16 protein-coding genes are annotated in these 20,685 nt (G+C 60.1%); 8 read left to right on the top strand and 8 right to left on the bottom strand.

Annotated elements, in window-relative coordinates; all coding sequences use genetic code 11:
• The first annotated feature begins 111 nt into the window (after positions 1-111).
• The gene (gene tpx, locus OOT55_RS02210) at positions 112-609 is read left to right on the top strand and encodes a thiol peroxidase (RefSeq protein ID WP_265367533.1); all 498 of its coding nucleotides are present in this window, start codon (positions 112-114) and stop codon (positions 607-609) included.
• A gap of 120 nt (positions 610-729) precedes the next feature.
• On the opposite strand, the gene OOT55_RS02205 is transcribed toward tpx, so the two are convergent.
• Both OOT55_RS02205 and OOT55_RS02200 read right to left on the bottom strand, forming a co-directional pair.
• On the bottom strand, positions 730-1,956 hold the full coding sequence (locus OOT55_RS02205; protein ID WP_265367532.1) for an MHYT domain-containing protein: 1,227 nt from the start codon (positions 1,954-1,956) through the stop codon (positions 730-732).
• A gap of 74 nt (positions 1,957-2,030) precedes the next feature.
• The gene (locus tag OOT55_RS02200) at positions 2,031-2,951 is read right to left on the bottom strand and encodes a LysR family transcriptional regulator (RefSeq protein ID WP_265367531.1); all 921 of its coding nucleotides are present in this window, start codon (positions 2,949-2,951) and stop codon (positions 2,031-2,033) included.
• Between the two features lie 188 nt (positions 2,952-3,139).
• Between OOT55_RS02200 and metE the strand changes: the two genes are divergently transcribed.
• Complete coding sequence (metE, locus tag OOT55_RS02195; protein ID WP_265367530.1) at positions 3,140-5,524, top strand: 5-methyltetrahydropteroyltriglutamate--homocysteine S-methyltransferase; 2,385 nt, start codon at positions 3,140-3,142, stop codon at positions 5,522-5,524.
• Positions 5,525-5,530: 6 nt separating this feature from the next.
• Here metE and OOT55_RS02190 read toward each other — a convergent pair whose 3' ends face one another.
• On the bottom strand, positions 5,531-5,938 hold the full coding sequence (locus tag OOT55_RS02190) for a hypothetical protein (protein WP_265367529.1): 408 nt from the start codon (positions 5,936-5,938) through the stop codon (positions 5,531-5,533).
• Positions 5,939-6,093: 155 nt separating this feature from the next.
• Entirely contained in the window at positions 6,094-7,038 is a 945-nt protein-coding gene (locus tag OOT55_RS02185; protein ID WP_265367528.1) for a diguanylate cyclase, read from the bottom strand.
• Positions 7,039-7,324: 286 nt separating this feature from the next.
• Between OOT55_RS02185 and OOT55_RS02180 the strand changes: the two genes are divergently transcribed.
• Positions 7,325-9,439, top strand: a complete 2,115-nt coding sequence (locus tag OOT55_RS02180; protein WP_265367527.1) for an FG-GAP repeat protein — start codon at positions 7,325-7,327, stop codon at positions 9,437-9,439.
• An 83-nt stretch (positions 9,440-9,522) separates the two neighbouring features.
• Here the strand turns inward: OOT55_RS02180 and OOT55_RS02175 are convergent, their stop codons facing one another.
• Positions 9,523-10,011, bottom strand: coding sequence for a hypothetical protein (locus OOT55_RS02175; protein ID WP_265367526.1), 489 nt, complete (start codon positions 10,009-10,011; stop codon positions 9,523-9,525).
• 194 nt (positions 10,012-10,205) lie between these two features.
• On the opposite strand from OOT55_RS02175, the gene OOT55_RS02170 reads away from it, so the two are divergent.
• The gene (locus tag OOT55_RS02170; RefSeq protein WP_265367525.1) at positions 10,206-11,048 is read left to right on the top strand and encodes a 6-pyruvoyl trahydropterin synthase family protein; all 843 of its coding nucleotides are present in this window, start codon (positions 10,206-10,208) and stop codon (positions 11,046-11,048) included.
• Positions 11,049-11,051: 3 nt separating this feature from the next.
• On the opposite strand, the gene lpxL is transcribed toward OOT55_RS02170, so the two are convergent.
• From lpxL to fabV, 3 genes are all read right to left on the bottom strand, one after another.
• Positions 11,052-11,969, bottom strand: a complete 918-nt coding sequence (lpxL, locus tag OOT55_RS02165; RefSeq protein WP_265367524.1) for an LpxL/LpxP family Kdo(2)-lipid IV(A) lauroyl/palmitoleoyl acyltransferase — start codon at positions 11,967-11,969, stop codon at positions 11,052-11,054.
• A 17-nt stretch (positions 11,970-11,986) separates the two neighbouring features.
• Positions 11,987-12,898 carry an acyltransferase gene (locus OOT55_RS02160; protein WP_265367523.1) on the bottom strand — a complete coding sequence of 304 codons (912 nt, stop codon included), beginning with the start codon at positions 12,896-12,898 and terminating at the stop codon, positions 11,987-11,989.
• Positions 12,899-13,113: 215 nt separating this feature from the next.
• The gene (fabV, locus tag OOT55_RS02155) at positions 13,114-14,298 is read right to left on the bottom strand and encodes an enoyl-ACP reductase FabV (RefSeq protein ID WP_265367522.1); all 1,185 of its coding nucleotides are present in this window, start codon (positions 14,296-14,298) and stop codon (positions 13,114-13,116) included.
• A 144-nt stretch (positions 14,299-14,442) separates the two neighbouring features.
• Here fabV and OOT55_RS02150 point away from each other — a divergent pair, with 144 nt between their 5' ends.
• From OOT55_RS02150 to OOT55_RS02135, 4 genes are all read left to right on the top strand, one after another.
• Positions 14,443-14,838, top strand: a complete 396-nt coding sequence (locus OOT55_RS02150) for an MAPEG family protein (RefSeq protein WP_265367521.1) — start codon at positions 14,443-14,445, stop codon at positions 14,836-14,838.
• Positions 14,839-15,138: 300 nt separating this feature from the next.
• Complete coding sequence (locus OOT55_RS02145) at positions 15,139-18,186, top strand: FAD-binding and (Fe-S)-binding domain-containing protein (protein WP_265367520.1); 3,048 nt, start codon at positions 15,139-15,141, stop codon at positions 18,184-18,186.
• Positions 18,187-18,387: 201 nt separating this feature from the next.
• A complete protein-coding gene (locus OOT55_RS02140) occupies positions 18,388-19,386 on the top strand; it encodes an LLM class flavin-dependent oxidoreductase (RefSeq protein ID WP_265367519.1) in 999 nt (332 codons plus the stop codon).
• A 175-nt stretch (positions 19,387-19,561) separates the two neighbouring features.
• Positions 19,562-20,668 (top strand): phosphoribosylaminoimidazolesuccinocarboxamide synthase, encoded by a 1,107-nt coding sequence (locus OOT55_RS02135; RefSeq protein ID WP_265367518.1) that lies wholly within the window; start codon positions 19,562-19,564, stop codon positions 20,666-20,668.
• Positions 20,669-20,685: the final 17 nt, after the last annotated feature.

Here is a 20,685-nt window from a genome sequence, read left to right as displayed (position 1 = left end):
GTAATCGGCACTTGCAATCACATCGCACCAGCGTTGTAATGCATGTTTTATGGCCTGTCCAGTGTGCGGGCCGATTCGATTCCTCATGTCACCATCCAGCAGGAGCACAGCATGGCAACTGTTACATTGAAAGGTAACCCGTTTAAAACCAGTGGTGAACTGCCCGCAAAAGGCACAGCGGCACCTGAGTTCACGCTGGTAAAAACCGACCTGTCGGAAATCAGCCTGAGTGACTTCAAAGGCAAGCGAGTGGTGCTGAACATTTTCCCCAGTGTGGACACGCCCACCTGCGCGCAATCTGTTCGTGCGTTCAATGAAAAGGCGAGCGCACTGGATAACACGGTGGTTCTGTGTGTCTCCGAGGATTTGCCATTTGCCATGGCACGCTTTTGCGGCGCGGAAGGACTGGATCAAGTCATTCCCGCGTCCGCTTTCCGCTCCAGCTTTGCCGAGGACTACGGCGTGCGCATGGTGGAAGGTCCACTGACCGGACTGGATGCACGCGCTGTGGTGGTGGTTGATCAGGAGGGTAAAGTAACCTACACCCAGTTGGTCAGCGAAGTGGCGGATGAGCCGGACTATGACGCCGCCATCCAGGCACTGGGCTGAAGCCTACAGGCCGGGGCGTTCCATTCGATATCATCACGTGAATTGATAGCCTTGCCCGACAGAAAAGCCAGCGTTCGATGACTGCTGCTGGCTTTCTTTCGGGTTTCGCGCTGCGCCGTCTCAGGCGACCTGGCGACCTCCAACTGCGGCACTCTCAGGTTTCAACCATTCCCGTACCCGCTGTGCGTTCTGCATCAGGCCACGACTGTTACTGGCCGATGCCGGGTATTGGCTCAGCCCCCACCCCCATCGGGCGATGGTCGCACTGCTCGAAAAAGCGGCGTTCAGGGTGACCCGCTTTCGCTTGACCTCCTCCGCCGACATGGGTTCGTGCAGGACCATAAAGCTGTCGCTACTGTATCGCACGACATGCACTGCACGGCTGAAAGCGCGCCTGAGTTGTCGAGCCACCTCCTGCACCTGCGTATCATCCGGCGCCTGGAGCTGAACGTAGAACAGCAAGAAGGGCTCGGGCTGTGAGCCCCGCGCTGTTACGGTCAACCGCTCCAACAACTGCCGCTCCAGATAGCTGCGATTGGGCAGCCCCGTGGAGGCATCGTAGAAGGCCGCCTGACGGGCTTGATCCTGCGCCCGTTCCTGCGCTTGCCGCGCCCGGTCCCGTGCACGCAAATCGCTGTAGGCAACATAAATAGCCAACAACAGCAGGCCGCTCACCACTATCGCCGTGGGTACACCCATCCAGTTCCCCTGGAGATGATTGCCCTGATGCAGGGTGGCTTCCATCGGATAAATCGCCGCCATCATCCCCGAGTAATGCATGCCACAAATAGCGGCCCCCATCACCAGCGCCGCCAACGCCTTGACCCATACCGCATACTGAACAGGCACATCGCGGATCTTGCGACAGATCATCAGCGCAGCCCCCGATGCTCCCACGGCAATCGCCGCGGAAATAGCGACCCACAGCGGGTCGTATTGAATGGCGGGATCCATCTGCATGGCATACATGCCCAGATAGTGCATCGAAAAAATGCCCGCGCCCATAATCAGTGAGGCAGACGCAACAGCGACCGAGGTGACTCTGGGCAAGGTAATGACATGCAGAGCCAGCCCTGACGCCACCAACGCCGGCAGCCAGGACAGGGCTGTCAGCCCGGCATTGAAGGACATGGTCATTCCCATAGGCATCTCGTAGGCACTCATTCCCACAAAGTGCATGGACCATATCCCGGTCCCCAGACAGAGCGCGCCGGCAATCAGCCAGTGACGCCGCTGGGCTCCGTCGAAATGAAATACCCGGGTACCAAAGTAGATGGCGGTGTAGGACGCAATCACCGCCACGCAATAAGACGCGATGACCAGAACGGCATTGTAGGAGCCTGTCATAGGAGGAGTCCGCTGTAGATGATCTGGCTGTTGTTTGACGTTCCGTGTTTTTACGCGCCACAGCGACGGTTGGATCAGGACGATACCCGACGCACCCCCTTCAGATGTTTGAGACAGTGTTCGCGGGCCAACCGGAGGAAGTCCTGCATAAAGGGCGCATCCAGTTGGGCCTCGCGCACCGCGGCATAAAGTATTGGCCAGACACCTCGAGGGCCAGCCGAGCGGACCGTGATCAACGCTTGATCCACATACTCGGCCAGCACCCAGTTCGGCAGCGCTGAAACGCCCCGCCCACTGGCCACCAGCTGTACCATCATCATGGTCAGTTCGGCGGTACGCACTGACGCGGGTTCAACCCCCGCGGGCTCCAGAAACTGCTTGAAAACATCCAGCCGGTTGCGCTCAACCGGGTAGGTGATCAACGTCTGCTCCAACAGGTCCTCCGGTTCAAGCCAGGGACGTTCCGCCAGAGGATGGTCCCGCCCCAGGGCAAACTGCATTTCATATGCAAACAGCGGGACGTACTCTACCCCGCGAATCAATTGCGGATCCGCTGTCACGACCAGGTCGATGTCGCCCTGAACCAGCGCGGGTAGCGGCTCAAACGTGAAGCCGCCGGAAAAATCCAGCTCCACGGCCGGCCAGTGGTTTCGGTAACGCTCAATGGTCGGCATCAACCAGTTGAAGCAACTGTGACACTCAATGGCCATATTCAGGCGCCCGGCCTCGCCATGCAGCAGCTTGTGCACCTCCCGCTCGGCGTCCTCAAGCCGGGCCAGCACATCGTCGGCCAACGCCAATAGTCGCTTGCCCGCGGGCGTAAAACGCACCGGCCGGCTCTTGCGCACAAACAGCTCGCCGCCAAGACGGCTCTCCAGGTCCTTCAACTGATGAGACAGCGCTGACTGGGTCAGGTGAACGCGCTCCGCAGCATCCACCAAAGAGCCGGTGTCCCGCAGGGCCACCAGGGTTTTCAAGTGACGGATTTCCAGCATCGGTTTTGTTCCGCTCCTCAACAATCGGGCGAGGCGAAAAAAGCACCAGGCCTATATTAATAAAATTCATAGTAAATCTGAAAATACTCCATTTGATTCATAGTAGCACTTTACAGAGAATACGCCCACCACGTTGAGACTTACCCCACAGACCGTTTGTCTGTTCACACTTTTGAGCTGAGGACCCTATGCACCCGATACCCACTCACAACCTGGGCTTTCCCCGAATCGGAGCCGACCGAGAACTCAAGCGGGCTCTCGAAGCCTACTGGCGCGGCGACCTGTCCAGAGAGGCTCTGGAAGATACCGGACGGACCTTGCGCCGCCGGCATTGGCAGCAACAGGCCGACGCCGGCCTGAGCTGGATTCCCACCGGTGACTTTGCCTGGTACGACCAGGTCCTGACACTGTCCGCCACGCTTGGCAACGTTCCGTTGCGCCACCGGGCTGAAGCCCTCGCCGAGAACAATGAACCGGCCGCCCGGTCCGAGTGTGGCTGCAGCGAGCCGATTGACACCCCGGAAGCCCCCGAGGGGCCCTGCCGACAGGTCGATCTGGACACGTTGTTCCGGATGGCGCGCGGCAGAGCGCCCAGCGGCACCGCCAGCAGCGCCTGCGAAATGACCAAGTGGTTCGATACCAACTACCACTACCTGGTCCCCGAATTTCACCCCGATCAGACCTTTGAGCTGAGTTATCGGCAGATCATCGATGAGACGCGGGAAGCCGTCGCCCTCGGGCATCGGGTCAAACCCGTGATATTGGGCCCGCTCAGTTATCTCTGGCTGGGCAAGGAAAAAGCGGATTTTGACCGGCTGAGCCTGCTCGATGCCCTGTTGCCCGCCTATCAGCAACTGCTGGACGCCCTGGCCGAGGCGGGCGCCGAATGGGTGCAGATTGACGAACCCATTCTGGTATTGGACCTGCCTCTGGCGTGGCAGCAGGCTTTCGAGCCAAGCTACCACCGATTGCAGAGCCGGGCGGTAAAAGTGCTGCTGGCCACCTATTTCGGAGCGCTCGGCGAGAATCTGTCCACAGCGGTCCAGTTGCCTGTCGCCGGTCTGCACATCGACGCCGTGCGGGCACCGGAGCAACTACTGAGCGTCGTCGACCGCCTGCCGGTGCACAAAGTGTTGTCCGTTGGGGCAATCGACGGAAGGAACATATGGCGCACCGACCTGCAGACGGCGCGGGAAACCCTCGCCGATGTCGCCGAGCGCCTGGGTGACCGACTGTGGTTGGCGCCATCCTGTTCCTTGTTGCACGTACCGGTCGATCTGGGGCGGGAGCAGACACTGGACCCCGAGCTGAAAAGCTGGCTGGCCTTCGCGCTGCAGAAAGTCGATGAAGTGGTGGCTCTGGCACAGTTGCTGGCTCCCGCCCCCGCACCGTCTGCACTGGCCGCCCTCAAAGCCAGCGACCAGTCCGTTCGCTCACGGCGCGAATCCCAACGGGTCCACAATCCGGCGGTTCAGGAACGTCTGCGTGCCATTTCCCCGACCGACAGTCAACGTCACAGCCCCTTTGCCAAGCGCATCGCCCAGCAGCAGGCGCTGTTGCAGTTACCGGAATTCCCCACGACCACCATCGGCTCATTCCCCCAGACCGATGACATCCGGCAGGCCCGCAGAGCGTACAAACAGGGGCAGATGTCCGAGGTGGCGTACCGCAACCGCATGCGTCAGGCCATTGCCGATGCCATCGTCCGCCAGGAGCAGTTGGGACTGGATGTTCTGGTACACGGCGAAGCCGAACGCAACGACATGGTGGAATACTTTGGCGAACAGCTTGATGGCTACGCCTTTACCCGCTTTGGCTGGGTGCAGAGCTACGGCTCCCGCTGCGTAAAACCACCCATCATATACGGTGACGTGGCCCGTCCTCACGCCATGACCACCCAGTGGGCCCGCTATGCCCAGTCACTGAGCCGCAAACCGGTCAAGGGGATGCTCACCGGCCCGATTACCATGTTGTTCTGGTCCTTTGTACGCAACGATCAGCCCCGCTCGGTCACCGCACGGCAAATCGCCCTGGCGCTGCGGGACGAGGTCAACGACCTGGAGGCCTGCGGAATACAGATCATCCAGATCGACGAGCCAGCGTTGCGGGAGGGCCTGCCCTTAAAACGGAAAGAGTGGGGGGAATACCTCGACTGGGCGGTGGAAGCGTTTCGGCTGAGCGCCAGCGGTGTGAGCGACGAAACCCAGATTCACACCCACATGTGTTATTCGGAATTCAATGACATCATTGACGCCATTGCGGCATTGGACGCGGATGTCATTACCATCGAAACCTCACGCTCTCAGGGCGAGCTGCTCGATGCCTTCGAGCAGTTTGCCTACCCGAATGACATCGGCCCCGGCGTCTACGACATTCACTCGCCGAACGTGCCCCCGGTCGAGGCAATGGTGAACCTGATGGAGCAGGCGGCCCGACGGTTACCCAAAGAGCGACTCTGGGTCAATCCGGACTGCGGCCTGAAAACCCGGGGTTGGGCAGAAACCGAAGCCGCCCTGGCCAACATGGTCAGAGCGGCCCGGCGTCTGCGCGAACGTTCGCGCGAATCAGCCTGATAGCCGTCAGGCTTGTCGGCGACGGGGAGCGCCCGCGTGGCAGGCGCCCTCGTGCTGCCGCCCTTCCAACAGCGATTGAAGTGCCGAGCGGGAGCCATTGCTGGCCACCGGCTCGGCGCGCAGCGCCATGGGCGAGCGTCCCACCCACTCCGCACGCCAGCGCCAGAACTCCGGGTTCTCCGGATCGCCGCGTAACTCAATGATGCTCAGCCGCTCGGGAACCAGCGGGAGCTGCTCCATCAACTGCATCAGAAACGGTTCAGCATTTTTGCCAAAAAAGCTGGAGGCCTGTTGGCGGGGGGCACTCACAAACAGAGTATCGCGGTGCTCTCCGGGCAGAAACTTCACACCCAATACAACAGGCTGCCCGAGACGGTTGGTCAGGGACAAAGGTTCAACAGCGGGATGGGGCATAACGACACACGTCCAGGAGGCATCCGCCTCGGCTACCAACAAAGCGGCGCAGTGTACGGATCCACGGGGGAACTACAAGTGATAATTGCGTGACATTGGAATCAGACCAGCGAGTAACCGATTGCAGTCACAGTCTTTCTGGCTCCCTCCGCCCGCTATGAGGAGGGGGGCTTGCCCCGTTCCGACACCTGGGCTCGAACAACGCTGTTGTGCCCGTGGGTCTTCGCGTAATAAAGGGCCTGGTCGGCGGAAGCAATCAGATGAGACACCCCCACCCCGGCTTCACTGGCAACCCCCGCACTCAGAGTCAGCACACCCAGCGGGCTCGGAGCGTGCTCGATCCCCAGTTGCTGCACCGCTTCGCGCACCCGATTGGCGCCCTGCCAGGCCCCCTCCAGATCGGTATCCAGCATTAAAAGCAGCAGCTCTTCGCCACCGTACCGATAGAGGGTATCGCCCTGACGCAGATGACGGGTAATGGCTTCGCTGACTCGTTGTAGCGCCCGATCTCCCGCCTGGTGGCCGTAGTAATCGTTGTACTTCTTGAACCAGTCGAGATCCAGCAGAGCCAGCGCGTAACGACGCTCAGGATGGGCCGCCAGCACCTCCAGGTCCTGCTCCATGGCGCGACGATTGCCGATATTGAGCAGAGAATCCCGCAGCGATTCCGCTTTCAGAACCCGGTTGACACTGACCAACTCTGATTGGCGCTCCAGGATGTGAATGTAAGCCTGCGCCATATCAGTATGGGTAATCATGCCCACCAACATGCCCTGCTCATCCAACACCGGCATCTGGCGTTGACGATGTTCCTGCGCGCGCTTGAGCGCCTCCAGCAGCGATGCGGCGGCAGGCACACACACCGGGTTGACGGTCATCACGTCCGCTGCCTGCCCCACAGCAACGCTACCGGACTCCAGTACCCGGGCAAGCACCGCCACCAGATCCTTTTCCCGAATCAGGCCCACCACCCGGTCGCCGTCCTTCACCACAGCACAGGAGTGCTGATTGCGGCGCATCATGGCCAGAACCTCAATCAGGCTCTGGCCAGCATCCACTTGAGTGCCCACCGGGGTCATCAACTCTTGAACGGTTATCATCACGGACTCCGCTTCCGACGTCAGTCAACCACTCTGTATTTTGCTTCCGCCTGAAACCGGCCGGAGCGCCAAAAATCGTGCATCTTACCACGACTGGCATCGAATTCATCTACCGATCGTCAGTTTTATGGCGCCCTTGGGCGAGACTGGGCCGGTTTTTCATTGCGCTGCGGATTTTATGGGCTCGGCGCGGGTCCAAGCGGCCAGCGTTTGCGCCAATATTTGACACGAAGCCCCGAGGCGCCGAGAATCGCGGGCTTCCCCAAAATCTCAGGTACACAAAGGCATGCGTAATACTCGAGACAACGGCTTGATCTCCGTCACCCGCTTCATCCCGCCCCTGCTCCTCGCTCTGACTCTGGGCGCCTGCGGCAGTGACAGCAACAACCAGAACAACTCTTCCAGTTCCAGCTCAAGCTCCAGCAGCTTCAGTGGTGGTATTGATAACGCGGGTAACACCGGAGGCATTACCGACGCCGAGTGGCCGGAAATCAATGTCGAATCGGTGGAGCCCAAGGAAATCCGCTTTTCCTGGACCGCCGTTGAAGGCGCCGAGTATTACCAACTGAGAAAAAACCCGGGCGACGGCAGCGGCTATGAGGTAGTTGCTGACAACCTGACCGAAACAGAGGCCAGCGACACCGTCGCGGTGCACCAGCATGACTGGCACAACGCCCTGTATACCGTCACCGCCTGTTTGAGCGCCGACTGCTCCGAATACGAAGATTCCAACGAGCAACTGACCCTGAGCGTCATGCTCGATACCATCGGCTTTATCAAAGCCGACAGCACCGAGGCCGCCGACTGGTTTGGATGGGGTGTGGCCCTCTCGGCCGATGGCCAAACGCTGGCGGTGAGCGCGCCCCGCGAAGCCAGTCAGGCACGCGGCGTCAACGGTGATGCCGCCGACAACTCGGTATTCGGAGCCGGCGCCGTTTACGTGTTCCGCCTGGTAGACGGCCTCTGGCAACAGGAGGCCTACCTGAAAGCCTCCAACACCGAAGTTCCCAGCGAAAACGACGACGGTGACGACACCACCCGATACAACGACCGGTTCGGTTTCGCCCTGTCACTGTCGGACAATGGCGATGTGCTCGCGGTCAGCGCCGCGCTTGAAGACAGCGACGGCACGGGCATCAACCCAGAGCAGGACAATAACGGAGCACCCGGTACCGGTGCGGTGTATGTCTTCAAACGTGGGGAAGACGGCTGGGCCCAAGACGCCTTTCTCAAGGCCTCCAATGCCGAACCCCCTGAAGAAGAGGAAGAAGAAACCGACGGTACCGCCGAAGACGATGGCACCGATGATTCCGCGACAGACGACGACAGCGACGTTACCATCCCAACCAACGTCAACGACCGTTTTGGCCACCGCGTGGCCCTGTCCGGTGACGGCCTGACTCTGGCGGTCAGCGCACTGTTCGAATCAAGCGACGCCACCGGAATCAATGGTGACGAGAACAACAATGACGCACCCAACGCCGGTGCCGTCTATGTATTTACCGACTCAGACAGCGGCTGGGCACAGCAGGCTTATGTAAAGGCGTCGAACACCTTCTCCGCCATCACGGCAAGCGGTACGCCCCTGTACCACCTGTTTGGCAGCAGCCTGGCCATCTCCACCGACGGCAGCACCCTGGCGGTGGGTGCGACCGGTGACGCCAGCCGCTCTACCGGTATCAATGGTGAAGACGATAACCGGACCTTGATCAATGCCGGCGCGGTCTACCTGTTCAATCGCGATGGCAGTGACTGGTCGCAATCAGCCTACATCAAGCCCAGTCATACCTACACAGAGCAAGAACTGACCGGCTACGCTCAGAGTTTCGGGGCCAGTGTCGCCCTGTCCGGAGACGGGTCCCGCCTGGCGGTGGGTAGCACCGGCGACCTGACGGCCGAACCCGGAATCAACTCGAGCCCCGATAATTACGATCTCGAAGACAACACCACGATTGCCACCAACAGCGGTGCGGTCTACCTCTTCCGTCAGGTGGACGGTGAGTGGGCTCAGACATCGTTCCTGAAAGCGTCCAACAACCTTCAGGGCCTGCGCTTCGGCGAAACAGTGGCGTTTGCCCGCAATGGTCGTCACCTGGTGGTTGGCAGCACCCGTGAGCCCAGTGCCGAGACCGGCATCAACGGCGTCAGTGATGACAACTCGGCACCACGTGCGGGCGGCGCCTACCTCTTCTCACTCATTGACGATCGGTGGCGCGAAACCTCATACATCAAGGCCGCCAACACCGAGGCGCGGGACGGATTTGGCGTCGGTCTGGCGCTGTCGGCCGAAGGCGACACCCTTGCCATCGGCGCCTACCGCGAAGACAGCGATGCTCAGGGCATCAACGGCGACCGGGACAACAACGAAGGCACCGACTCCGGTGCGGTTTACCTTTACTGACACCTTGCCAAGTGCCCCAAAAAAAAAGCCCGTCCAATCGGACGGGCTTTTTTTGGGTTCAGTTTCCTGAAAACGCAAGGTGCTTATTGCACGGGCACCAGACTTTCACGCTGCTCGGCACTCAAGGAATCGATTGTCGCGATCGTCAGGTCAGCATCCGCGCTCTGAGCAAGCGACTCGTCCAGAGAAACGTCAACCCGCTCAGGCAGCTTGAACATGGCCCCGGTAGCCGGGTCAACGATCAGCATTCCAAGCCATCCGCCCAGCAGGATATTTCCGAAATACCAACCATCTACCGTGCTCGTCAAAGCATAGCTTTTGGCTTGGAATCCCTCTTTCTCGATTTCAATGGCATAACTTTCACCCTGGAAAAAACCGGAAGATGCCTTCAGTACAATTGACGAGGGGGTTCGACCGCTATGGACTTTCTGCCCACTCTTGTTCGTGACGACAAACTGCGCATTATCCGGCGAGCTATTCAGCGCCACCGTATACTGACTGTCACTGACGATACTGGCGCAACCAAACAAGCTAGCCGTAAGGGCGGAAACCGCCACCATTTTCTTTATCATGTGTGTATCCCTATTGTAGATTTATACATAACCAAGCTATCCGCCGAATCTTGCTCTTTTCAAAGAACAAAGAATTCGACGCCAGAATTCTACACAGTTTTCGCTTTGGTTCCCAGACCGGTATACTTCCCTGAAGACATGATCGGCGCCAGCAGCGCCAAATCATTCACTTACTCCAGACACCGAGACGTTTTATGCTGCTTTTTGTCGACAACCTCGCCACCGTAGATTTCAGCTTTCTCGATGCCCGCCGCGGCCTGCTCGGGGAAACCTGGCTGGCAGATGTTCAACTGGAGGGCGCGCTGGATGAACAGGGCATGGTCTGCGATTTCAGTACGGTCAAGAAAGCACTGAAGGTATGGCTGGACAACGAACTCGACCATCGCCTCCTGGTGCCCCGTCGCTCCCACCAGCTCGAGCTGGAAGAGGCGGGGGATTCCCTGTCGCTGCGCTGGCACTTCGGCGACCGCAGCGAAACGATTGATCTGCGCTGCCCCAAAGAGGCAGTGGCACTGGTGGATGCAGAGGAGTTGACCCGGGAAAGCGTAGCGCAGTGGTGCATTGAACGTCTGAATGACGCCGCCCTGTTCCCGGAGGGTACCCGCCTCAGTTTGGGCTTTTCCACCGAGTACATTGAGAGCGTGTTTTATCACTACAGCCATGGACTGAAAAAGCACGATGGCAATTGCCAGCGGATAGCCCACGGCCACCGCTCGAAGATCGCCATCTGGGCAGACGATATCCCCTCACCCGCCCTGGAGGGCGAATGGGCGAGTCGGTTCCGGGATATTTATCTCGCCACCCGGGAAGATTTGGTGGCGGAGGAAGGCGAGTATTTCCGCTTTGCGTATACGGCGCCTCAAGGGGAGTTTGAGATCGCGCTGCCCCAGCGCTGCTGTTATCTGATGGACACAGATACCACGGTGGAGCTGATTGCGGATCACATCGCTAAAACCACCAAGTCCGAGTACCCGACCAGTACCATCCGTGTGCAGGCCTATGAAGGTATGAACAAAGGTGCAATTGCTGAGGCTTAACCCTCAATACACCGCTGACTCACCTTCAGGACGGGTCTTAAAGCGTGGCTGTGCCCAAAAATATTGATGTGGGCACTCCTCGATGGCTTCTTCCATATAGCGATTAACCCGCACCGTATCGGCATAGTCGTCGCCGCTGGGGAAATCCTCCAGCGCAGGACGGATGACCAGTTGGTAACCTCGCCCTCCGGGTAACCGGTACTGAGTAAACGGAATCACCCTTCCCTTGCCCATGCTGACCAGCTTTCCTGTGGCGCTGACGGTGGCGGCCTGCACGCCGAAAAAGGGGGCGAAGAGGCTGTTTTTTGAGCCCAGGTCCCGATCCGGGGCGTACCAGATGAAGCGGCCTTTGCGCAGACGGCTGATCATGGCGCGCACGTTGTCCCGGGGTATGGTCATGGCGCCGGGGGAGTAGGCGCTGCGGCGTTTCATTTGCAGGTAGTCGTACACCGGGTTGCTGTGGGGCCGGTACATGCCGTCGAAGTTGACCACTTGGCCCAGCATGGCGCTGCCAATATCCAGGGTCGTCATGTGCAAGCTGAGCAGTAGCGCGCCCTGCCCCGCCTCTTCAGCGGCTCTCAGATGTTCCAGGCCGGTAACGGTGAACAGTCGGCGCAGTCTCCAGCCCGGCCAGAACCAGGCGATGCCGGTTTCGAACACGGTCATGGCGGTGGAGGTGAGATTTTGTTTCAGCAGACGCTCTCGTTCGACCTCTGCCATATTCGGAAAACAGAGTTCGATGTTGCGTCGGGCAAAATTCAGCCGTTTTTTATTCAGCCGCAGCAAAGGCGCCAACGCTTTGGCCAGCCACCACTGCACGCGGTAAGGCAGTTGGGCGACCAGAAACCATAGCCCGGCCCCCAACCAGGAGGGCCAGTGACGAGGGGCGAGCAGTTGTTTGGGAAAGGATGGTTCAGCCATAGGCTATCGTGCTTACCTCAGTGCGTATCAGTCCCGGCCTGGGCCATGGCCTCCAGACGGGCGTCTTTTTCCTGCCAGAGTTCGTTGACGCGGGCCTGAAACCGGGCTCGAAACGCCTCATCGTTCGGGTAGTCACCCACCATGTCGTCGGTGATGGGGCGCTGCTGGATGTGCATGTCCACCCGGCGTACTCGGCCGCAGGCGTATTCCCAGAAAGTGGGTCGGCCATGGGGATAGTAAAGCGTCACATCCAGCATCTGCCGAAGCTGTCCGTTCATGGCCGACAGGGTAAAGGCCAGGCCACCGGCTTTGGGCTTGAGCAGGTGCCTGAACTCCGGCGCGCCGCCGTCGCTGGCTTGCGCCTGCTGCTTGGCCGGCGTAAAGCGGGTGCCTTCCAGAAAGTTGATGATGGTGACCGGACTGTAGCGATACATTTCACAGGCGCGTCGAGTACGTTCCAGGTCATCGTTGGCCAGCTCCGGATTGCGGGCGATCTCTTGTTTGCTGCGCCGCCGCATCATCGGAAAGTCCATCGCCCACAGCGCCTGCCCGAACAGCGGCACCCAGAGAAGCTCACGCTTGAAGAAAAATTTCACGTAGGGAATGCGGCCGTTCAATACCCGGACCAGGATCATGATATCGACCCAGGACTGGTGGTTGGCAATCAGCATGTACCACTCGTTGCGACTGAGTTGATCGATATCTCCGCTGACGCGAATGTCGGTGCGGGTCAACAGCTGTTGATGCCAACCGTTGAGTGTAATCCAGCCGCTCGCCAGTTTGTCGAGCACGGCATTACAGGGGCGGCGCAGGCCGGGGATGATCAGTTTGACCAGCGCCACGGGCATGATCAACAGGAACACGCCCGCGATGGTGATCACGTACAGCGACAGGCTGAGGATGCCCACGAGGGGGTGAACTAGTGGCATAATCTATGGAGCATTCTTAAAAATTTTGCACCCATTTTGGACACCAACCGGGGCAGGGGATGAGGGTTGACGACCCGCCGTGAACACATCCCTGTGGGCTTCGCGTCGGCATCCATGCCTTCGAGAGTCGTCAACCCTCATCCCCTGCCCCGGTCTCTGTGCCAACTTGAAGATCTTAAGGTACCCTGCGGTGCCGCAAAAACGCCGTTACGCGCTTAAAACGGCGCCTTCACCAGCGGACTGACATCCGCCTCGTAGTCCACACCGTCGACGCCAAAACCGAACAACTTCAGGAAACCTTCGTTGTAGCCCTTGTAGTCAGTCAGTTCAAACAGGTTATCTTCGGTCACTTGCGGCCAGATTTCTTCCACCTTGGCCTGCACCTTGGGATCCAGCTCCAGCTCGTCTACGCGGAAGCGATCCTCGTCATCCAGACGCGGGTTGGCACTGTACAGGCACTCCACGAACAGACGCTGCAGTTGGTGAATACAGTCTTCATGGGTGCCCTGCTCTTTCATGACCTTGAACAGGATGGACATGTACAGCGGCATCACCGGAATGGCGGAGCTGGCCTGGGTCACCACAGCCTTGAGCACCGATACGTGGGCGGTACCGTTCAGGTCGTCCAGCTTCTGGTCGATGGCCAGGGAAGCGCGATCCAGGTCCTCTTTGGCTTTACCAATGGTCGCTTTGCCGTAGATCGGCCAGGTCAGCTTGTCGCCCAGATAGGTGTAGGCCGTGGTCTGACAGTTCTGCTCCAGCACGTCGGCGTCTTTCAGGGCGTCGATCCACAGCTCCCAGTCTTCGCCACCCATCACCTTGACGGTATTGCGGATTTCTTCCTCGGTGGCCGGCTCGACGGTGGTTTCGGTGATCTTGAGGGTATCGGTGTTCAGCCCCTTGGAGGTGTAGGCCTGTCCGATGGGCTTGAGCACGGAGGTGTAGGTTTCACCGGTCTTGGGGTCGGTGCGCCGGGGCGAGGCCAGGCTGTAGACCACCAGGTCGATTTTACCCAGGTCTTTTTTGATCTGTTCGATGGTCTGGGCCTTGATCTCGTCGGAGAAGGCGTCGCCATTGATGGTGTGGGCGTATAGGCCATCGGCTTCGGCGAATTCGTGGAAGGCGGCGGTGTTGTAGTAGCCGGCGGAGGCGGTACGCTTCTCGGTGGGCGGCTTCTCAAAGCAGACCCCGATGGTTTTGGCGCCAGAGCCGTAGGCGGCGGTGATCCGTGAGGCCAGGCCGTAGCCGGTGGAGCAGCCGATGACCAGTACGTTTTTCGGGCCACCGTTGATCGGCCCCTGGGCCTTGGTGTAGTCGATCTGCTCGCGCACGTTGGCGGCACAGCCCTGTGGGTGGGCGTTGGTGCAGATGAATCCGCGTACTTTTGGCTTGATAATCATGTAAAGTCCTACTCTTGTCTGGTCTGTTTGGTCGCTGCCCTGACCGTCGTTGTGTGCTGTCAACGGCCGTTCAACCGCCCCAGTACTCAGATTCGGGGCGAAAAACGGGCATTGTACCAGCAGATGGGCTTTTAAGGAGAAATCATGCTGCAACCCATGCTCGCCCTGATGTTCTGGACGCTCTGCGTCGCTCTCTATTTGCTGACCTTGCGGATCTTGGCGGTCCGTAAGGGCACGGTGTCGATTGGCTATTTTCGGCTCTATCCGCCGGATCAGGCCGCGCCCGCACGGGCGCTGGCGGCGGCGCGTCATTACGATAACCTCTTCCAGGTGCCCATCCTGTTCTACCTCGCCTGTGTCACCAGCCTGGCCATGGGGCTCAGTGGGCCGGTGGCGTTGGCCTGGGGGTTTGTGGCGCTGCGGGTGGTGCACGGTCTCATCCATATGGGCTACAACAACGTAATGCACAGGTTGATAGCGTTTATGGCGAGCAACCTGTTGTTGGCGGCCATTTGGGTGGTGATTGCGTTGCAGTTGTAAGGTAATCATGTGGTGCTGCCTCCGGGTCCGGTGACGGCGGATGCGCTTCGCTTATCCGTCGCAACCCGAAGACGCCATCTCCCGAAATATGGCCATGGCACTGAGGGACGTGAAGGGGAAGGCCTTTCAAGACCGTAAGCGGCGGGATTCCGCGCGTCGAGCCCCCAGGGATGGGTTCACGGCGTGTCTTGAAAGGCCTTCCCCTTCGCGGCCCGGACGTTACGCCCTGCCTTTAATTGGAGAAACCCACCCCAAACCCGTAGAATATCGCACCCACTGTCGAGAGCTGTAACGACCCAGATGATACCGAGCATACGCCACACCTCCCCCGTCCAGAGCCGCTACCTCGCCTTTATCGAGGCCCTGCGGGCGTCCGACTTCCAGGGCGACCTGAACCCGGACTACGCCAACCGCACCGTGTTGGCCACCGACAACTCCATCTACCAGGTCCTGCCCCAGGGCGTCATCTACCCCAAAAACGTAGACGACCTGGTGATCCTGGCCCGGCTCAGCGATCAACCCGATTATCAGGACATCGTCTTGAGCCCCCGCGGCGGCGGCACCGGCACCAATGGCCAGTCTCTCACCGACGGGCTGGTGGTGGATACCTCCAGGTACATGAACCAGATCCTCGAAATCAACATCGAGGAGCGCTGGGCGCGGGTGCAGTGCGGCGTGGTGAAAGACCAGTTGAACGCGGCCCTCAAACCCCACGGCCTGTTCTTTGCCCCGGACCTGTCCACCAGCAACCGGGCCACCATTGGTGGCATGATCAACACCGACGCCTCCGGCCAGGGGTCCTGCCGCTATGGCAAAACCCGGGATCATGTACTGGAGTTGCGCACCGTATTGCTCGACGGCAGCGACTGGACCTCCCGTCCCATGGACGACGCCGAGCTGACCGAGGTCAGCCAGCGCGGGGATCGCGTGGGCGAGGTGCACAAGACGCTCAACCAGATTCACACCGACCACGCCGAATTGATCGACGCCAAATTTCCCAAGCTCAATCGCTGCCTGACCGGCTACGATTTTGCCCATGTGCGCACGCCCGAAGGTCGCTTTGATCTGAACAGCGTGCTCTGCGGCAGCGAGGGCACCCTGGGCTTTATCGCCGAGGCCAGGCTCAACCTGCTGCCCATCCCGAAGGTCTCCGCGTTGGTGAACGTTAACTACCGGGACTTCAACGCGGCATTGCGCGATGCCACCGAGCTGATGAAAGCCGAGCCCACCGCCATTGAAACCGTGGACTCGAAGGTACTCAACCTGGCGATGAACGACATCGTCTGGCACAGCGTGTCCGAGTTCTTCCCGCCCGCCGAGAACGGCGAGCCGATTCAGGGCATCAACCTGGTGGAGTACACCGCCGACAGCGAAGAAGAGCTGGAACAGGCGGTCAAAGCGCTGACCGACCAGTTGGATGCCGATACCGATGTCAGTAAAGGCCGTCTGGGTTACAGCCTCGCCTGGGGCTCGGCGTCCGTCGCGAAAATCTGGGCCATGCGTAAAAAATCCGTGGGCCTGCTGGGCAACGCCGAGGGTGAAGCGCGCCCGATTCCCTTTGTGGAAGATACCGCCGTGCCGCCGGAGAACCTGGCCGACTTCATTATGGAATTCCGCCAACTTCTGGATGAGCGCGGCATGACCTACGGCATGTTCGGCCATGTGGACGCGGGCGTGCTGCACGTGCGCCCCGCCATCGACATGAAGGACCCGGAACAGGCCGCCCAGATCCGCCCGATCACCGACCAGGTGGTCGCGCTGGTCAAAAAGTACAAAGGTCTGCTGTGGGGCGAACACGGCAAGGGCGTGCGCGCCGAATACGCACCGGAATTTTTCGGCGAGCTCTACCCGCAGCTGCAGCGTCTTAAAGCTGCGTTCGATCCGCGCAACCAGTTGAACCCGGGTAAAGTCGCCACGCCCGCGCCGGAGCTGGAACTGCTCAAAATCGACGGGGTGACCACCCGCGGTCAGCAGGATCGGAAAATTCCGGTGCAGGTCTGGGACGGTTACAGCGAAGGCATGCACTGCAACGGCAACGGCCAGTGCCACAACTGGAACCCGAACGACGCCATGTGCCCCTCATGGAAAGGCACACGCCTGCGCACCCACACCCCCAAAGGCCGGGCCTCACTGGTGCGCGAGTGGCTCAAGCAATTGAGCGAGCGGGACGTGAACGCGATCGAGGAATCCGAAGCGGCGCGCCAGCAGTCGTTCCTGTTGAGTCTGCCGACGCGCATCAAGAACACCATTGGCAAAAAGCGCGGCGAATACGACTTTTCCCACGAAGTCCACGAGTCCATGATGGGCTGTCTGGCCTGCAAGTCCTGCACCGGTCAGTGCCCCATCAAGGTGGATGTACCCAGTTTCCGCAGCAAATTTCTGGAGCTGTATTACGGCCGCTACCTGCGGCCGCTGAAAGACTACTTCATCGGCGGCCTGGAGTTTATGGTACCCACCTTGGCCAAGGTGCCCTGGTTGTACAACGGCCTGATGAAACCCCGGTTTATGCAGGCCCTCATGGCCAAAGTGGCCGGTATGGTGGACAGCCCGCTGCTTACCGGCATCTCTCTGGACAATGCATTGCAGACGCGCAAGATCCGCTACGCCAGCGCCCAGAACATCGCCGCGCTCACTCAGGAGCAGCGGGATAAAGCGGTGATTCTGGTGCAGGACGCCTTTACCAGCTACTTTGAAACCGGCCTGGTATTGGACAGTCTCGATCTGCTCACCAAGCTGGGCTTCACGCCGCTGGTAGCGCCTTTCAAACCCAATGGCAAACCACTCCACGTCCACGGTTTCCTCGGCCCCTTCGCCAAGGCGGCGGTGAAAAACGCTGAGCACCTGAACGACCTCGCCCGCAGTGGTATTCCCCTGGTGGGGCTGGAGCCGTCCATGACGCTCGCCTATCGCAGCGAATACCAGACGGTGTTGGGCAAAGAGGCGCCGGAGGTGGCGTTGTTGCAGGAGTGGCTGGCTCAGCAGAAAGCGCAGCTCGAAGCGCGCGCGGATTTGCTGCAGCCGGGCGATTATTCCCTGTTGGCCCACTGCACGGAAAAAACCAACGCGGCCGGGTCGATCAAGGATTGGCAGGCGGTGTTCGGTGCCTTGGGACAGACCCTGACGGTCATCGACACGGGTTGCTGCGGCATGGCGGGCACTTACGGTCACGAGGCCAGCAACGTCGAGACGTCGAAGAAAATTTATGGTCTATCCTGGTCTGAGGTCGTGGCAAATCCGGAACACGAGGGAAAACTGACGGCCACCGGTTACTCCTGTCGCTCTCAGGTGAAACGCATTGACGATGTCGCCATTCCCCATCCTGTGCAGGTGTTGTTGGCGCAGATGTGACGTGGTATGGCGCTTCGTCGTGGAGTGCTGCGGTTGGATTCGTGCTACTGAGGTCCGGGGAGGGGGAAGCCCTTTCAAGACCGTAGAGCGGGGGACCCGCGATCCGAGCCCCCAGGGATGGGTTTACGGCGTGTCTTGAAAGGGCTTCCCCCTTCCCGGACCGGACGAGACGATTAAGCCTCACTGATTCGGAGACGATGTATGCTGCTCCAGGAAAAGACATTCTCGCTACTCGAACTCGCTTCGGTCAGAGAAGACGGCTCCATCACTGAAACGTTGCGGGACACGCTTCGCTACGCCCAAAAAGCGGACGAGCTCGGCTTCGAACGCTTCTGGCTCGCCGAACACCACAACATGGAAGGCATTGCCAGCTCCGCCACCGCCGTGTTGATCGGCCACATCGCCGGCGGTACCGAACGCATCAAGGTCGGCTCCGGCGGCATCATGCTGCCCAACCACCCGCCTCTGGTGATCGCCGAACAATTTGGGACCCTCGCCAGCCTCTACCCGGGGCGCATCGAACTGGGCCTGGGCCGCGCGCCCGGCACCGACGCCATCACCATGCGCGCCCTGCGCCGGGATATGCGTTCCGCCGACGACTTTCCGCAGGATGTCGGATTACTACAGCAACTGCTCGCGCCCCTGAAACCCGGCCAGAAACTCAAGGCCATTCCCGGCGCCGGCACCGAAGTGCCCATCTGGTTACTGGGCTCCAGCCTGTTCAGCGCCCAACTCGCCGCACAGAAAGGCCTGCCCTACGCCTTCGCCGGTCACTTCGCCCCGCGCCTGGTGCGCGAGGCCTTGCATGTCTACCGGGAAAATTTTCAGCCTTCCGGGGTATTGGACAAACCGTACGCCATCCTGGGTATTCCACTGATTGCGGCGGACACCGATGCCGAAGCGCGTTACCTGGCCACGACCAGCCATCAACGCATTCTGGCGCTTTTGCGCGGCCAGCCGCTGTGGCTGAAGCCGCCGGTGGAGGATATGACGCCGCTGTGGTCGCCCGAGGAGGAGGCCGCCGTGAAGGACTTCCTGAGCCTGGCGGTGGTCGGTGGGCCAGAGACCGTTCGTGAGGGTCTGGAGGCTCTGTGCCGGGAGCTGCCCATTGATGAGTTTATGTTTACGATTGATGTTTATGAACCGGCGGCGCGTGTGCACGCACTGAAAATACTCTCCGAATTACGGCGCCGCGATTGATAGTGGTGACGGCGGATGCGCGCTTACGCGCTTATCCGCCGTTACCCCCACCCCCAAGGCCACCTGCCTCTACCCCGTAAATCTGCTATCATCCGGCGTTTGGCGCGGCCCGGCGCCCTGGACTATTTCAGCGCACGCAGCCTGACGTGTGCGGCGGACTTTCGGATCTTCGACTATGCGGCTTGCGGACTCAGTACTGGCAGTAAACAATGACCTTCCCATCCGGACCGACCGGCCCGTACACAGCGGCAAGGTCCGCTCGGTTTACTGGCTCACCGCCGCCGACAGCGAGCGCCTGATCCGGGAAAAGGGCTACCCGGTCGCCCCGGATACCCCCCTGGCCATCATGGTCATCAGTGACCGGATTTCCGCCTTCGAATGCCTCTGGAAAGGTGAAGGCGGCATGAATGGCGTACCCGGCAAGGGCGCGGCGCTGAATGCCATTTCCAATCACTGGTTTCAGCGCTTTCGCGAGGAAGGGCTGGCCGACAGCCACATTCTGGATATCCCCCATCCCCTGGTGTGGATCGTGCAGAAAGCCCAGCCGGTGATGATCGAGGCCATCTGCCGCCAGTACATCACCGGCTCCATGTGGCGCGCCTACGCCAAGGGCGAGCGCACTTTCTGTGGCATCACCCTGCCCGACGGACTGGAGCGGGACCAGAAGCTGCCCGAGCTGCTGATCACCCCCTCCACCAAAGGCATTCTCAAGGGGCTGGACGGTGTGCCGGAAGCGGATGACGTCAACATCAGCCGCGCCGATCTGGAGCGCCACTATCAGGCCTTCAACTTTCGCTCACCGGGCGATATCGACGCGTACGAGCGGTTGCTCAAAGAGGGCTTTGGGGTGATCAGCGACGATCTGGCCAAAATCGACCAGATCTTCGTCGACACCAAATTTGAGTTTGGCTATGTCCGCGATGCCGAGGGTCAGGAAAAGCTGATCTATATGGACGAAGTCGGCACGCCGGACTCATCCCGTATCTGGGACGGTGCCCGGTATCGGGAGGGCAAAGTTGTCGAGCAGTCCAAAGAAGCCTTCCGGCAAGAGTTGCTACACTACTTCGAAGATCCGGACGTGCTGCTGGATAAAAGCCGTATGGACGAGCGGACCGCACTGGCCGAGCAGACCGAACTGCCCCGGGCGGTGATGATGCGCGTGTCCGATACCTATGTGGGTCTTGCAGAGAAAATCATTGGCCGCCCGCTGACGCTGTCGGACAATCCGAGGGCGGAGATTATCGACACGCTGCGCAGCCAGTACGGGTTGATTCAGGACTGACGACACGCCCTACGGCG

Source organism: Marinimicrobium sp. C6131, assembly GCF_026153455.1.
Classification (GTDB): Bacteria; Pseudomonadota; Gammaproteobacteria; order Pseudomonadales; family Cellvibrionaceae; genus Marinimicrobium.
This window is presented reverse-complemented; position numbering and strand designations above follow the sequence as displayed.